At 67.5% G+C, this 14,677-nt stretch carries 14 protein-coding genes; 9 read left to right on the forward strand and 5 right to left on the reverse strand.

Annotated features, from left to right (window positions below):
- Nucleotides 1–26 precede the first annotated feature (26 nt).
- Both galE and SK854_RS28925 read left to right on the forward strand, forming a co-directional pair.
- Nucleotides 27–989 (forward strand): UDP-glucose 4-epimerase GalE, encoded by a 963-nt coding sequence (gene galE, locus SK854_RS28920; RefSeq protein ID WP_319978276.1) that lies wholly within the window; start codon nucleotides 27–29, stop codon nucleotides 987–989.
- A 6-nt stretch (nucleotides 990–995) separates the two neighbouring features.
- Nucleotides 996–2,999, forward strand: a complete 2,004-nt coding sequence (locus tag SK854_RS28925) for a S9 family peptidase (RefSeq protein ID WP_319978277.1) — start codon at nucleotides 996–998, stop codon at nucleotides 2,997–2,999.
- Here the strand turns inward: SK854_RS28925 and SK854_RS28930 are convergent.
- Both SK854_RS28930 and SK854_RS28935 read right to left on the reverse strand, forming a co-directional pair.
- Nucleotides 2,969–4,009, reverse strand: a complete 1,041-nt coding sequence (locus SK854_RS28930) for a DUF4192 domain-containing protein (protein ID WP_319978278.1) — start codon at nucleotides 4,007–4,009, stop codon at nucleotides 2,969–2,971. The genes SK854_RS28925 and SK854_RS28930 overlap by 31 nt on opposite strands.
- 174 nt (nucleotides 4,010–4,183) lie before the next feature.
- Nucleotides 4,184–5,983, reverse strand: a complete 1,800-nt coding sequence (locus tag SK854_RS28935) for a Xaa-Pro dipeptidyl-peptidase (RefSeq protein WP_319978279.1) — start codon at nucleotides 5,981–5,983, stop codon at nucleotides 4,184–4,186.
- Nucleotides 5,984–6,090: 107 nt separating this feature from the next.
- Between SK854_RS28935 and add the strand changes: the two genes are divergently transcribed.
- Both add and cutA read left to right on the forward strand, forming a co-directional pair.
- Nucleotides 6,091–7,092 carry an adenosine deaminase gene (add, locus tag SK854_RS28940; protein ID WP_319978280.1) on the forward strand — a complete coding sequence of 334 codons (1,002 nt, stop codon included), beginning with the start codon at nucleotides 6,091–6,093 and terminating at the stop codon, nucleotides 7,090–7,092.
- Entirely contained in the window at nucleotides 7,089–7,403 is a 315-nt protein-coding gene (cutA, locus tag SK854_RS28945; RefSeq protein ID WP_319978282.1) for a divalent-cation tolerance protein CutA, read from the forward strand. Before add ends, cutA begins: the two co-directional genes overlap by 4 nt.
- Here cutA and SK854_RS28950 read toward each other — a convergent pair.
- Entirely contained in the window at nucleotides 7,386–9,410 is a 2,025-nt protein-coding gene (locus SK854_RS28950; RefSeq protein WP_319978283.1) for a helicase, read from the reverse strand. The genes cutA and SK854_RS28950 overlap by 18 nt on opposite strands.
- A gap of 325 nt (nucleotides 9,411–9,735) precedes the next feature.
- On the opposite strand from SK854_RS28950, the gene SK854_RS28955 reads away from it, so the two are divergent.
- Genes SK854_RS28955 through lspA form a run of 3 tightly spaced genes read left to right on the forward strand, consistent with a single transcriptional unit; the run spans nucleotide 9,736 to nucleotide 12,041 of the window.
- A complete protein-coding gene (locus tag SK854_RS28955; RefSeq protein ID WP_319978284.1) occupies nucleotides 9,736–11,034 on the forward strand; it encodes a 6-phospho-beta-glucosidase in 1,299 nt (432 codons plus the stop codon).
- 4 nt (nucleotides 11,035–11,038) lie between these two features.
- On the forward strand, nucleotides 11,039–11,506 hold the full coding sequence (locus SK854_RS28960; RefSeq protein ID WP_319978285.1) for a YybH family protein: 468 nt from the start codon (nucleotides 11,039–11,041) through the stop codon (nucleotides 11,504–11,506).
- 49 nt (nucleotides 11,507–11,555) lie between these two features.
- A complete protein-coding gene (gene lspA / locus SK854_RS28965) occupies nucleotides 11,556–12,041 on the forward strand; it encodes a signal peptidase II (protein ID WP_319978286.1) in 486 nt (161 codons plus the stop codon).
- Here the strand turns inward: lspA and SK854_RS28970 are convergent.
- Together SK854_RS28970 and SK854_RS28975 are read right to left on the reverse strand one after the other, a co-directional pair.
- On the reverse strand, nucleotides 12,013–12,738 hold the full coding sequence (locus SK854_RS28970) for an endonuclease V (protein WP_319978287.1): 726 nt from the start codon (nucleotides 12,736–12,738) through the stop codon (nucleotides 12,013–12,015). The genes lspA and SK854_RS28970 overlap by 29 nt on opposite strands.
- Nucleotides 12,668–13,633 carry a DUF3500 domain-containing protein gene (locus SK854_RS28975; protein WP_319978289.1) on the reverse strand — a complete coding sequence of 322 codons (966 nt, stop codon included), beginning with the start codon at nucleotides 13,631–13,633 and terminating at the stop codon, nucleotides 12,668–12,670. Before SK854_RS28975 ends, SK854_RS28970 begins: the two co-directional genes overlap by 71 nt.
- 77 nt (nucleotides 13,634–13,710) lie before the next feature.
- Here SK854_RS28975 and SK854_RS28980 point away from each other — a divergent pair, with 77 nt between their 5' ends.
- Complete coding sequence (locus tag SK854_RS28980) at nucleotides 13,711–14,058, forward strand: ArsR/SmtB family transcription factor (RefSeq protein ID WP_319978290.1); 348 nt, start codon at nucleotides 13,711–13,713, stop codon at nucleotides 14,056–14,058.
- Nucleotides 14,048–14,587 carry an SRPBCC domain-containing protein gene (locus tag SK854_RS28985; protein ID WP_319978291.1) on the forward strand — a complete coding sequence of 180 codons (540 nt, stop codon included), beginning with the start codon at nucleotides 14,048–14,050 and terminating at the stop codon, nucleotides 14,585–14,587. Before SK854_RS28980 ends, SK854_RS28985 begins: the two co-directional genes overlap by 11 nt.
- Nucleotides 14,588–14,677: the final 90 nt, after the last annotated feature.

The following is a 14,677-nucleotide window of genomic DNA, read 5'->3' on the forward strand; positions in this document are numbered from 1 at the left end:
TCTTGACCAGGAATGCGAGGACTGTGGTGAAGCTGCTCGTCACGGGCGGGGCCGGATACGTCGGCAGCGTGTGCGCCGCCAGGCTGCTCGAAGGCGGACACGAGGTGGTCGTCCTCGACGACCTCTCGACCGGACACGAGGACGCCGTCCCCGCGGGAGCGCGCTTCATCAAGGGCGACATCGCCGAGGTGATCGGCGATGTCCTCGCGGAAGGGTTCGACGGAGTTCTGCACTTCGCGGCGAAGTCCCTCGTCGGCGAGTCCATGCAGGACCCCGGCAAGTATTGGACGGGTAACGTCCTGACGGCGATTCGTCTGCTCGACGCGATGAAGGATCACGGCACGCCGAAGCTCGTCTTCTCCTCGACTGCCGCGACGTACGGCGAGCCGAGGGAGGTGCCGATCCCCGAGACCGCGCCCACCGCGCCCACCAACACCTACGGCGCCACCAAGCTGGCCATCGACCACGCGATCACGTCGTACGCGGCCGCGCACGGCCTGGCGGCGACGAGCCTTCGGTACTTCAACGTCGCCGGCGCCTACGGCAGCATCGGCGAGCGGCACGCGACCGAGACCCACCTGATCCCGCTCGTGCTCCAGGTCGCGCTCGGGCAGCGTGAGCACATCTCGATCTACGGCGAGGACTGGCCCACCGAGGACGGCACCTGCGTCCGCGACTACATCCACGTCACGGACCTCGCGGACGCTCACCTCCTCGCGCTCGAGCACGCCACCGCCGGCGAGCACCGGATCTACAACCTGGGCAACGGCACCGGCTTCTCGGTCAAGCAGGTCATCGACACCTGCCGCGAGGTCACCGGCCACCCGATCCCCGCCGTCGTCGCCCCCAGGCGCGCCGGCGACCCGGCCGTCCTCGTGGCCTCCGCCGAGCGGGCACGCACCGACCTCGGCTGGAAGCCCGAGCGCGCGGACATCACCGGCATCGTCCGCGACGCGTGGGAGTTCACCCGCGCCCGTCACGAGGCCTGAGCCGGGATGACCGACTTCGCCTCCTTCGAGAGCTACAACGCCACCCCGCGGCTCGCGTCGCTCGCGCTGTCCCCGGACGGCACCCGGCTCGTCACGGTCGTGTCCACGCTCGCCGCGGACGGCAAGACGTGGCAGGGCGCTCTCTGGGAGGTCGATCCCACCGGGGAGCGGGAAGCCGTCCGGCTCACCCGCTCCGCCAAGGGCGACTCCTCCCCCGTGTTCGCACCGGACGGATCGCTGCTGTTCCTGTCGGCTCGCCCGGACCCGCTCGCGAAGCCTGGCGAGGCCAAGGACAAGAAGGCGCTGTGGCGGCTTCCCGTCCACGGTGAGGCCGCCGAGGTGCTGCGGCCCGGTGGCGGAGTCGGTCAGGTGCGCGCCGCCGGCGAGACGGTGCTGTTCACGTCGTCGGCGTACCGCTTCACGGAGTTCGGCGACGGCGACAACGCCAAGCGCAAGGCCCGCGAGGACGCCGGCGTGACGGCGATCCTGCACGAGTCGTACCCGATCAGGTACTGGGACGCGGACCTCGGTCCCGCCTACCCGCGACTGTTCGCGGCTCCTGTCGCGGACGTCAGCGCCGAGAAGGTCACCGCCCTCAGCGAAGACTCCGAAAGCCGGCTCAGCGACGAGGACGTCGCGCTCAGTCCAGACGGGAAGTGGGCGGTTCACGGCCACGCCGTGGACGTCAGCGCCGCCTACGGCCGCAGGATCGAGCTTCGGGTCGTGGCCACGACCGACGGCACCTCCCGGGTCATCGCCTCCGAGGACGGTTTCTCCTTCCACAGCCCCACGTTCACGCCGGACTCCGCCGCCGTGATCGCGATCCGGTTCCGCGAGTCCACTCCGGACTCCCCATACCGGCGCGACCTGGTGCGCATCGACCTGGCGGACGACTCGATCACGCCACTGGCACCCGACTTCCAGGAGGAGCCGGACCACCCGGTGGTGAGCCCGGACGGGTCGGCGGTCTTCTTCACCGCGAGCCTTCTCGGGCACCAGCCACTGTGGCGGCTCGACCTGGCGAGCGGCGAGATCACGAAGTTGACGGTCTCCGGTTACTACAGCGATCTGGTCGTGAGCCCGGACAGCCAGACGCTGTACGCGCTGCGCAACTCGGTCGACCATCCGCCGCAGCCCGTGCGGTTCGCCGCCACCGGAGCCGACCAGGATCCGGAACGGCTGCGTGCGCCCGGTGCCCTCGGTTCGGTGCCCGGCACCCTCACCGAGATCTCCACGGTCGTCGCCGACGGCAGGACCGTCCGTTCCTGGCTGGTGCTGCCGGAAGGCGCCTCCGCCGACTCGCCCGCGCCGCTGGTCCTGTGGGTCCACGGCGGTCCGGTCATGAGCTGGAACGGCTGGACCTGGCGCTGGAACCCGTGGCTGATGGCCGCGCGCGGCTACGCCATCCTGCTGCCCGACCCCGCCCTGTCGACCGGGTACGGGCCGGACTTCATCAAGGCCGGCTGGGGTCGTTGGGGCGCCGAGCCCTACACCGACCTCATGGCCATCACGGACGTCGCCGTCGAGCGAGCCGACATCGACGCTTCCCGGACTGCCGCGATGGGCGGGTCGTTCGGCGGCTACATGGCCAACTGGATCGCCACCCAGACCGACCGGTTCCGCGCGATCGTCACCCACGCGTCCCTGTGGCACCTCGACGCCTTCTCCGGCGGCACCGACAGCTCCTACTTCTGGATGCGGGAGATGGGCGATCCCCTCACCCAGCCGGAGCGGATCCTGGCCAACTCCCCGCACCTGCGGGTGGCAGACATCAAGACCCCGATGCTCGTCATCCACGGGGACAAGGACTATCGGGTTCCCATCGGTGAGGGGCATCGCCTGTACTTCGACCTCGTCCGGCACGGAGTCACCGCGAAATACCTTTACTACCCAACCGAAAACCACTGGATCCTCACCCCCGGGAACTCTCGGGTCTGGTACGAGACGGTGTGGGCGTTCCTGGCCGAGCACGTCCTGGATCAGGACTGGGAGCGACCCGAACTGCTCTGAGCTCCGGCGAGCAGCTCACGGGCGCTGTCCAGGTACTTGGCGGACAGCGCCCGCATCTCCGATGGTGGGAACGCGGCGCCGACGGCGGCGCGGATGAGCTTGCTCAGCGCATGGCCGGGACATGCCTCCTCGGCCGCGTCGAGCGCGATGGACGCGATCCCACCGTCGCCACGCTGGTAGGCATAGAACGCGAGCAGGCAGGCGGGCTCCGCTCGTTCCGGTGCCGGGCTGGCCCTGGTGAGTTCGAGCCACAGGCGTTCAGCCAGCCGGGACCGGGGCTGCGCCGCGAACCCCATGCTCGCGTCGCGCACCTCAGGCACTGACAGCGCTCTCGCCAGAGCGACGATCTCTTTGTCCGGCAACGATCCTTTGCGGTGCTCCACGGCGTCGATCGCCTCACTCACCCGACGCAGCTCGGGCCTCGGGTCAGGGTCGTACGAGGTCGTCACGAGTTCGTCGAGCAACGAGGATCTGCGTTCCAGCGCCTCGGGTGGATCCAGCGCGGCGATCGCGGCCATGGCGGCACGCGACTCGAACGTCACGTTGCCCTCGTGCGCCGACGCGGCGGCCATCGCGGACAGCTGGGGATCCGGCAGTGTGCCGTGGCAGTCGATGTCGAGATAGCAGAGCCATCGCGCGTCCTTCTGGCACGACGGCAGCCACACCGCCTCGACGACTTCGATGCCCACGCCGCCCAGTTCGAGTTTGAGCGTGGTGACCAGTGGCTCGTGCGGCAGTTCTTCGGGCATGTGCTCAGACGGCGGGCACACGACCACGAGGATCACTTCCGTCGCGCCCTGTTCCTGCAGCGGACCTTCCAGTTGGGCCGCGAGAAGGCCTCTATGTCGCGGGCGGGGAAGGTCGACGCGCATGGTCATGCTGACCAGATGGTCTTTCAGCACCAGCACGACGAGCGAGTCGGCCGGGTGGAACCCCATCAGGTGCGGGATCGCGGCGTAGAGATCGCCGGCTTCGCGGACGCGGATCGGCTTCGAGAGGGCTGAGGGCATGGGCCCACTGTGGAGGGTGGGACCTGGTGGTGAGCCGGGTCGGCCGCGAGGTTGTGGACAACTCGGCGGTTGTGGACAAGTTGAGATCTTGGGGCACTCGGGAGCGGGCTTTTGTCGGGGGTGGGTGCTAGGTTGCCGCGCTTCGGCCTTGGAAGACCGAAGCGCGGCACCACCTCAGAACGTCTGGAACACGGTGCGCCAGCCACCGACGACAGGCAGTTCCACCGACGTCCGGGTGAGGTCCAGCGACAGGCCGGCACCCGGTTGCGGGCGCAGCGTGTAGTCGTAGTCGCTGGAGATCACGACGAGCTCGAGCCGGTGACCGGTCTGCAGGACGTAGTCGTCCGGCACGATCGGCACCTCGACGTCGTAGAACTTGCCGGGCTTGATCGGCGACGTCTTGTCGGGCCGCTCCCTGTTCTGCGGGTCGGTCGAGCCGCGCGTGATGACGTGCGACCGGCCGTCCGGCGCGCGGTCGACGAGCAGAGTCGTCACGTTCGCCGCGGGCCGGTCGAACGCGACCCTCAGGTTCGCCGTCGACTTGCCCGACAACCGCAGCGGCTTCTTCGCCGCCTCCGAGGTGTAGGAGAGCCGGTTCGGCGAGGTCGCCAGGTCGATCAGCGACTCAGCCGTCTTCGTCGCGTCGTCGGTGAGCTTCTCGACGCCGCGACCGGGCAGAATTCCGAGTCCGCCCTTGGCGGATCCGCCCGCGGACAGACGCAGCTTCACGTCGGACGTGCCGGGAGCCGGCCAGTCCTTCTCGTCGACCCACGTCTTGTCCTCGCGCTGCAGGGTCGCCTTCGGCTCCTTGTCGACGCCGTTGCGGTGACCCCAGAGGTACTGGGTGAACCAGCGGTTCAGCGTGCGCCGCCACTCGACCGAACGCAGCGTGTCGGCGTCGGTGTGACCGGACTGGTGCAGCCAGATCTTGTGCGGCGCACCGACCTTCTTCAACGCCGAGTACCACTGCTCGACGTGCGTCATCTTGACGTTCCAGTCGTTGAGCCCGTGCACCGCCAGCACGGCCGCACGGACCTTGCGGACGTCGTTCAGGTAGTTGCGGTCGTCCCAGAACCGGCTGTAGTCACCGGTGATGCGGTCCTGGTCCTTGGCGATCTCGGCGATGATCGGCTTGCAGATCTCCCGGTCCGCGCGCGTGTACACGTACTCGGCGAGCACGTCGGCGTCCTCACCCTGGAACGTGCCGGGTGCGACGACGGCGCCGTCCGCGCGGTAGTAGTCGTACCAGCTGGAGATCGCGGCGATGGGCACGATGGCTTCGAGGCCGCGCACGCCGGTGGAGGCGACGGCGTTGGGCAGTGTTCCGTTGTAGGACACGCCCATCATTCCGGTCTTACCGGTCGACCAGGTCGCCTTGATGGCTTCGCCCGTGGCGGTGCGTGCGGTCGCACGGCCGTTGAGCCAGTCCACAACGACCCGCGCGCCGATCGTCTCGTTGACGTCGCCCGTCGTCGGGCATCCCGTCGACTTGCCGGTGCCAAGCGATTCGGCGTAGACGACGGCGTATCCGCGCGCGATGAAGTAGGCCTCGTAACGGCCCGAGGTGATCGGGTTGGGCCCGAGGGCGGCGGTGATGCGTTCGTCGGAGGAGGACTTCAGCAATCGGCCGTCGCGCTTGTCAGGCACGTACAGCTCGACGTCGACGTTGTGGTTGGCGACGTCGTTGCCGCCCGAGAAGTACGGGCTGACCATGTAGACGACGGGGACTTTGAGACCCCGTTCGGTGGCACGTGGCCGGACGACTTCGGTGTAGACCTCGTCGTCCTTGCCGTCGCGGTCGCTGTCGACCGGCGCCCGGACCCAGAGGCTCTCCTTCACCACGTCCTTCGGATCGAAGACGGGTTGCGCCTCGCCGTCGGAGAACACCGGCCCCTCGGCGGCTTGGGCCGTCGCGGGCAGGAATGGCAGAACCAGCACCGCTGTCAGCAGTGCAACTCTTCGTGCGCCCCTCACGAGGCACCCCCAATGCGGAAGCCAGAGACAGGGATTCGCCTGCACCCTCTCCTTTGACTGCAAGACATGTCACCCGTCGAACGGCCCTTGACCTGAGAGCATGGACCGTGCACATTTCTGACTTCGTCCACGCGTTGCCGAAGGCCGAGCTGCACGTCCACCTCGTGGGCGCGGCTTCCGTCGACACCGTCCTAGCGCTCGCCCGCAACCACCCCGGCGGACGGGTGCCGGCCGATGAGGACGCATTGCGGAAGTTCTACGAGTTCAGAGACTTCCGGCACTTCATCAACGTGTACGGCATCGTCAACGACCTCGTCACCACCGGCGAGGACATCCGCACACTCATCGTCGGATACGCGCGTGACGCCGCACGGACCAATATCCGATATGCGGAACTGACGATCAGCGCGACCAGCCACCTGCGGGCGGGCATCGCGCCCGACGAACTCGTCGAGGCGTTGCACGCCGGCCGCGACGAAGCGCTCGCCGTGCACGGTGTGGCGTTGCAGTGGATCTTCGATGTTCCCGGAGTCTGGGACCGCGACTGGGGCATGACGAGTGCAAGGTTCGCGACCGAGCACCGGCCCGACGGGCTGGTCGGGTTCGGGCTGGGCGGATTCGAGTCGGACTCGCCGAGGTCGAACTTCCGCGAGGCGTTCGCGATGGCACGCGACGCCGGGCTGCGCATGGTGCCGCACGCCGGCGAGACGACGCCGCCCAGCGAGATCTGGGCCGCGCTGCGCGATCTGCGCGCCGAACGGATCGGGCACGGGGTCAGCGCTGTGCAGGATCCCGAGCTGGTGCGGCACCTCGCCGACGAGGGCGTGGTAGTAGAGGTGTGCCCGACTTCGAACATCCGCACGGGCGCGGTGAAGTCATTGGACGAGCACCCGTTGCCGAGGCTCATGGACGCTGGAGTGCCGGTGACGATCAGCACCGACGACCCCGGCATGTTCCACACCGACCTCGACCGCGAGTACCTGCTGTGCCACGAGCGGTTCGGGTTCGGTCGCGACGAGCTCGCCGGCCTCGCACGGGTGGCGGTGCGGGCGTCGTACGCGCCGGACGAACTGAAGGACCAGTTGTTGAAGGAGATCGACGCGCTGTGAGCGATGTGAGAGTGGTGACGACGACGGTCGATTCCGCCGAGGCCGCGGAGTCGCTGGCGAAGGGCGTGATCGAGGCACGGCTCGGCGCGTGCGTGCAGATCGTGCCGATCCGCAGCGTCTACCGGTGGGACGGCGAGGTGCGCGTCGACGCGGAGTGGCAGTGCGTCGTGAAGACGTCCGCCATCCGCGCCGACGACCTCGTCGCGCACATCAAGGCGCATCACACCTATGACGTGCCCGAGGTCGTCGTCACCCCCGTGACCGGAGGTAACGACGACTACCTGGCGTGGGTCTCAGAGGAGACCTCTTAGGTGACGTGGCAACGGTTCGGTGTGCAGGACGCCGAGCCTCTGTGTCGCCCTCGTCAGCGCCACGTACAGCTCGCTGGGCGACATGCGGTGCGGTTCGACGACGAGGACGACGTCGAACTCCAGCCCCTTTGACGCGCGCGGCGGCATCCAGCCTTCTCCGATGACAGCGATGGTGCGCTCGTTGCATGCGCTGGCGTGCGCGTCGAGTTCGTCGCGCACAGCGGCCGATATATCAGTCACGCGACGAGCCCACGGACGCACGCCGGACGTACGCACCGACACCGGCGCCGACACGTCGGGGTCGACGAGCTTCAGAACCGGGGTGGCGACGGCCATGATCTCGGCGGGCGTCCGGTAGTTGACCTCCAGCCGGCGGTAGGCGAACCGGTCGAACACCGACCCCCAGCTCCGGACACCGCCCGCCGCCTGGCGCTGGGCCAGGTCACCGACGACGGTCATGGACCTGTTGGGGCATCGGCGCAGCAGCACTCGCCAGTCCATTGCGGACAGTTCCTGCGCTTCGTCCACGACGACGTGGCCGTAGGTCCACGTGCGGTCGCCGGCGGCGCGTTCGGCGAGAGTGCGCTGGTCGCGAACCTCGTGCCGGGCTGCCAGCACCTCGGCGTTGACGAAGTCCGTGACGATGTACTCGTCGGAGTCCGCGCGCCTGTCGATCGACAGGACGTCCATGACGCCCCGCGCGTAGTCGACCTGTTCTTCCTCCTCTCGCCTGGCCTCACGTTCCGCGGTGCCATCGGACCCGAGCAGGTCGGCGAGCTCGTCCAGTAGCGGCACGTCGGACACCGTCCACGCTTCGGCGTCGGGTCGATACAGCTCCGGTGCGCCGATCCGGAAACAGCGGCCTGCGTACAGGTCGGCGAGCAACTGCTCTGGCGTGAGCAGCGGCCACAGCCTGTCGACGACGTCGCGCAGCGCGGAGCTGTGGCGAAGTTCGTGGCGGACGTCCTCCTCGATCTCCGGCCAGTCGACCCCGATCAGCCGCAACGCCGGCGCGACGAGTTCCTCGGCGAGCGCGAGGAAGAAGTACTTGCGGGCGGCGTTGTGCGGCAGGCCGTAGTAGCGGGTCTTCTCTCGTGCGAGGGCGGCGATGTGCGCGTCGAGCGGGACGATCACGTCTTCCAGCTCGATCTCGACGGGTTCGTCGGGAAGCTCCTGCCGATCTGCGACAGCGACTGCCAGCAGGTCCAGAACTGATATATCGCCTTTCATCCGTTGCAACGACGGTGAGTCCTCGAGGTCGGTCACGAAGCCGGGGTACAGCTCGCCGGGCGTGGCGAACACGACGTCGGTCTCCCCCAGCGACGGCAGGACGTCGCCGACGTAGCGGAGGAAACCGGTGTTCGGACCGACGATCAGCACGCCATGCCGCGACAGGCGTTCACGGCGCGTATACAGCAGGTATGCCACGCGATGCAGGGCCACAGCGGTCTTGCCGGTGCCAGGACCGCCTTCGATCACCAGCACGCCGGGGCCCGAGTAGCGGATGATCTCGTCCTGTTCGGCCTGGATCGTCGAGACGATGTCGCGCATCGTCGCGGTCCGCGGCGCGTTGAGGGCGTCGAGCAGCGCGGTCGTGTCGGTCAGCAGTTCGTCGTCGTGGAAGTCGCACAGCTCTCGGTCACGAACGCGGAAGTGCCTCCGCAGTACGACACCTTCCGGGTTCGCGGCGGTCGCGGTGTAGAACGGCCGCGCGGCCGGTGCGCGCCAATCCAGCAGCAGCGGTTCGAAGTCGTCGTCGAACAACCCGACGCGTCCGATGTAGGTGCAGTCGCCTTTCTCCGAGTCGATGCGGCCGAAGCACAACCCCTCCTCCGCCGCGCGGTACTTCCCCACTTCCCTGGTCAGCAGCTCGATGGACGCCTCGCGGTCCAGTCGCTGGGTAACGGTGTCCCGCAGCGCGGCCGCGAGGTCGGTGGCCGCTTTGTTCCGTTCTTTGTCGAGCTTTTCATACAGAGAGGTGATCCGTGCCTGTTCGCTCGCCAACACCTTGCCCCCTGTGATACAATAATTCTGTCTTCCCGGAAAATTCATTCCGAAAATGCAAAGCCATTCTTTTTATCACACTTCAGTCGCGCGTGGAACCCTTCGTGAGATCCCGCGACGAAGTTGATCCGCGCAGGTCAGCAAGCCTGCCGAGCGACAGCCGACTCTCCAGTCCCATTGCGCAGACCGATGAGTCAGCGCTGACCGCGAAGCCCCCGTAGTCCAACGGCCGACGCTCCGGCAATTCGTCGTCCACCGCACCTGAAAATGTAAGATTCAGCGAAGCGGCTCGCACTGCAGGAGAGATCCCCGAGGACGTGGTCAAGGCATGAAGCTGGTCATCCTGGGCGGAGGCGGCTTCCGAGTGCCGCTCGTCTATCGCGCACTGCTCGCCGATCGCTCGCCCAGGCGCGTGACCCAGGTCGTGCTGCACGATCTGGACTCCGTCCGCCTCGCCGCGATCAGTGGCGTCCTCGCCTCACTCGCGACTGATATATCGGATGCGCCGGCCGTGACGACGTCGACCGATCTAGACGAGGCATTGCGCGGAGCGGACTTCGTGTTCTCGGCGATCCGCGTCGGCGGGCTGGACGGACGCGCGGCCGACGAGAGCGTCGCGGCGGGCTGCGGTGTGCTCGGGCAGGAGACAGTCGGCGCCGGCGGCGTCGCATACGGGCTGCGTACCGTGCCCGTCGCGCTCGACATCGCGCGCCGTATATCAGTGCAAGCGCCGGACGCGTGGGTCATCAACTTCACGAACCCGGCCGGCATGGTCACAGAGGCGATGTCGACGCACCTCGGCAACCGCGTCATCGGCATCTGCGACTCCCCCGTCGGGCTTGGCAAGCGGGTCGCGCGGGCGGTCGGCGCCAGTCTCGAAGACGCGTGGCTCGACTACGCCGGCCTCAACCACCTCGGCTGGCTGAGGGGCGTCCACGTGCGTGGGCGCGATGTGCTGCCAGACCTGCTCGCCGACGCCGAGCGGCTCGAGTCGTTCGAGGAAGGCAAACTCTTCGGCGCGGAGTGGCTGCGGATGTTGGGTGCTATCCCGAACGAGTACCTGCACTACTACTACTTCACGCGTGAGGCGGTGGAGTCCGGCACGTCACGCGGGGCGTTCTTGCTGGAGCAGCAGAAACAGTTCTACGCGGCGCCTTCGTGGGAAAGCTGGGAGCGAACCCGTCTCGAACGCGAGCAGACCTACATGGCCGAGACCCGCGACGACGAACGCGACAGCGACGACCTCGACGGCGGCGGCTACGAGCGGGTCGCCCTCGACCTGATGCACGCGATCACATCCGACCAGCGAGCCACTCTGATCCTCAACGTGCCGAACGGAACGACGTTGTCGTGTCTCGACGCGGACGCCATCGTCGAGGTGCCGAGCCTTGTCGACGCGAACGGCGCGCGGCCGGTGTCAGTCAGCCAGGTGCCGGACGAGGGTGTCGGACTTGTCACCGCGCTCAAGGTCGTCGAACGCGCCACCATCAAAGCGGCCATCAGCGGTGAGCGTGCGCACGCGGTGAAGGCGGTGGCGTTGCATCCACTCGTCGACTCCGTCAGCATCGCTCGCAAGATCGTTGACGCACATCCGCTTCTGTCCGGAGTCTTCCGGGCTACGTTCTGAGATCGTGGACACCACACTGTTGCGGCAGCTCAACGACGATGTCTGGCACCCGTTCCGGCTCGCCTACGGGCGGCTGGACGCGTCGGCGTTCCTGGACCTGTACTCGCCGGACCTGATTCGCGCGGGCGGCCCGGCGAAACAGGTGTTCGGGTTCTCCGAGTACGCCGACCAGACGGAGCGGTGGTTCGCGGAGCTCGCTGACCGCGGCAGCTCGGTGAGCATCACATTCCGGTTCGTCGAGTGCGTCGCGGCGAACGACATCGCGAGCGAGCGCGGCATCTTCCAACTCGAGTCGACGCGCGCGGACGGCGACGGACGCACGTTCTACGGCCGCTTCCACACGTATTCGCGACGCACAGACGGACGGTGGCGCATCTGCGTCGACTATGACACCGACGAGCGGTCAGCGACGTTGGAGGAGGAGTTTCTCGCTGCGGCAGGCGTCGACGACGTTGACGCGTTCAAGGAGTGACCAGGGTCTGATGCCGAGTGGCGGTGTTCTTAACTACGCTCGTCCGCAAATGGACACCACCACCTCTCGCCGCGTGCCACTCGTCATGGGCATCGCCGTGCTCGTGCTGCTGCTGGACCAGGCCACCAAGTTCTGGGCCGAGAGCGCGCTGACCGGCCGCGCGCCCATTCCCGTTCTCGGGGAGTTCCTGCAGTTCAGGCTCCTCTACAACCCCGGTGCCGCGTTCTCGATCGGCGCGGGGTCGACGTGGATCTTCACCATCGTCGCGGCCGTCGCCGTCGTGATGCTCGCCCGGTACGGCATGCAGCCGCAGTCGAGGCTGCGGGCGATCGCACTCGCTTTGATGCTGGGCGGCGCGACGACGCACCTGCTCGACCGGCTGTTCCGGCCGCCGGGCTTCGCGCGCGGGCACGTCGTCGACTTCATCGACTACAACGGCTGGTTCGTCGGCAACGTCGCGGACATCGCGCTGGTCGGCGGGGCGATCCTGCTCGTGCTGCTGAGCTTCACCCCGACGAAGCAGCCTGCTTCGTGAGCGTGTCGGCGCGGCGGGTCGTCTCAGGCAGCCGGTAGCGCGGAGCCAGGCGCAGCACCTCGGCACACGCACGGTCCAGGTCGATCTTGTGGCCGACCGACACGAAGACGGGTTTCACACCGTCCTGTGTCCGCAGTGCTCTGCCGACGACCTCGTCGCCGTTGTCGCCGTCCATGACGAGGTCGCTCATCGACCCGCGGGCATGACCTGGCTGCTCGAACGCGCCCATCGCGTTCTTGGCGACGCCGACGCTCGGGATGCCGGTGTGCACGCCAAGATGGCACGCCAGGCCGAACCTGCGCGGGTGCGCGAGGCCCTGACCGTCCGCGACCAGCAGGTCGGGCACGACGGTCACCTGATCGAGGGCGCGCAGCAGGACGGGCATCTCGCGGAACGCGAAGAGCCCGGCGATATATGGGAAGTCCGTCGTGTCCTCGACGACGACCTCGTCGAGGACGACCAGCGTCTTTGCATCGAACACCACGCAGACGCCCGCAACTGTGTCATTGCTACGGTAGCCGACGTCCAGGCCCGCCACGGTGTCTATGCACAGGTCAGGGGTACTGGTGGTGATCACCTGGGTGCGCAGGCGCTCCTGTGTTGCTACGGCGGCGTCAATTCTCGGGTCAACCGTTCTGGGCCACTCCACGAGCGACAGTGTGCCGTGACGCGCCGTAGTGGGCCGCGAGCAGGTCATCGCCGAAGTCACCTGAATGGCGACGCCACACTGTGTGGACGTGATTGGCCTCGTTGGCCGTGTTGTCGTACTCGATGAGCAGTTCCGGGCCCTGGACGCGGTAGTAGTGGCCCTCGCCTCGGCGTAGCGAGCCCTCCCACGAGAAGTGCAGGCGTTCTGGGTCGATCTGGGCGAACTCCTCGTCGGCCAGTTCGTACGCGAGCCGATCGAGGTAGAGGCGGACGATGTCGACGAGCAGTTCCGCGGCGGGTTTGCCGAGCTGGGCCGGGGTCACGCCGACCGGTTCAGACGGGCTGATTCGTGGCGCGTTGCCGGTTCGGATGTCGTGCGGCGCGGTGTCCGAGACGACGGTCAGGCGACGGGCGGTCGGGCCCATGCGGTCGAGGAGTTCGCGGGCGAGTTCCTCTTCCAGCCGCAGCGGCTGGCCGACCACGCGGCCCCGGTAGAGAACGCGCGCAGGGTTCGCGCCGAGGAAGAACGGTGTCGCGGAGACACGGCCGTCGGCGACGACGACGTTCACCGACAGGTGGTGTCCTTCGACGCGCCAGCCCCAAGGCTCATCGCTGCCGGGCGTGCCGAAGAGCACGGTCCAGAAGTCGCCGCTGTGCCGGTCCCGGCGCCCGCCTTCGCGGTGGTCGAGCACGTCTTCCAACGCCATCACCGCTGCGGCTTGGGCGTAGGCGTGTGGGCTGAGCACGGTCGCGAGCATGCCGTGCACCGCTTTGCGCTGGTCTCGCCGGAGTTCACCGAGCGCGAGCCCAGAGCGAGTACCGGGTGTATACGCCCAGCGGTGCCTCAGGTCATCGTCCGTGATCGCGCGAATCGCATGTTCGCGCTGGTCAACAGCGAGCAGACTGATATATCGGTGCGTGGCGTCAGCGACGTCGTGCAGCATCACTCGAACTTATAGGCCTTGAGGTCGATGTTCTGATGCTCGACATGGGTGCACTTAGGTGTTAAAAATCTTACGTAATGAAGTTGCCACATGATGATGACGCCGTCTGGCGCGCCCTCGCGAACCCGCTGAGGCGCGCGATCCTCGACGTCCTGCGCACGGGACCGCGCACCACGGGAGAGCTGGTCGAGGAGTTGGAGACCAGCCGGCACGTTGTCATGCAGCACCTCGGTGTGCTTCGCGAGGCCGATCTGGTGCTCGTGGAGCCGCGGGGCCGGAAGCGGGTCAACCACCTGAATCCCGTGCCCATCCAGCAGATTCACCAGCGGTGGGTCGCGCATTACGAGGAGAACTGGGCAGCGGCGCTGGTCGGTCTGAAGTTCACGGTCGAGAGCGCTGAACAGGAGGATGAGGATGTTGGCTGAACCCGGCACCGAGCTGTTGCACAGCATCGTGATCGCCGCGCCCATCGAGAAGGTGTGGGCGGAGATCACCAAACTCGACGGCAAGCAGCGCGCCATGATGGACGCGGTTCTCGACTCCGCGCTCGAGCCGGGCGCGCCGTTGTACTACCGGTCGACCGACGGCAAGCGGGTCTTCGTCGTCGGCCGCGTCATCGAGGTCGATCCGCCGCGGCTGCTCTCCCACACGCAGCGGCTCACCATGCGCGACGACCCGTGGACCGTCGTCTCTTGGGAGCTCGAAGAGGTCGATGGCGGTACGCGTGTCACGTTGCGTAACTCCGGCTGGCCCGAGGGCGTCAAGCGGCTCGACAAGGTCGACACCACTTGGAAGGGCATCCTCGCCGCGCTCAAGCAGGTCATGGAGTCCGGCGACGTCGGCACCGGTCTGAGGTTCCAGTACGCGATGATGCGCGCCTTCATGTGGGCGATGCCGGCAGGCACGAAGTCCGAGAACGTTCCCGAACCGCCCGGCGTCGACCAGGCCGTCTAGAACGTGAAACCTGGCTTAGCAATGAGTCTTTTGACTTCATCGTCCAAAGGCTCATTGCTAAACGGCAGGTCAGACAGGGTCGCGAGAGCG

Source organism: Lentzea sokolovensis, from assembly GCF_033949975.1.
Classification (GTDB): Bacteria; Actinomycetota; Actinomycetes; order Mycobacteriales; family Pseudonocardiaceae; genus Lentzea; species Lentzea sokolovensis.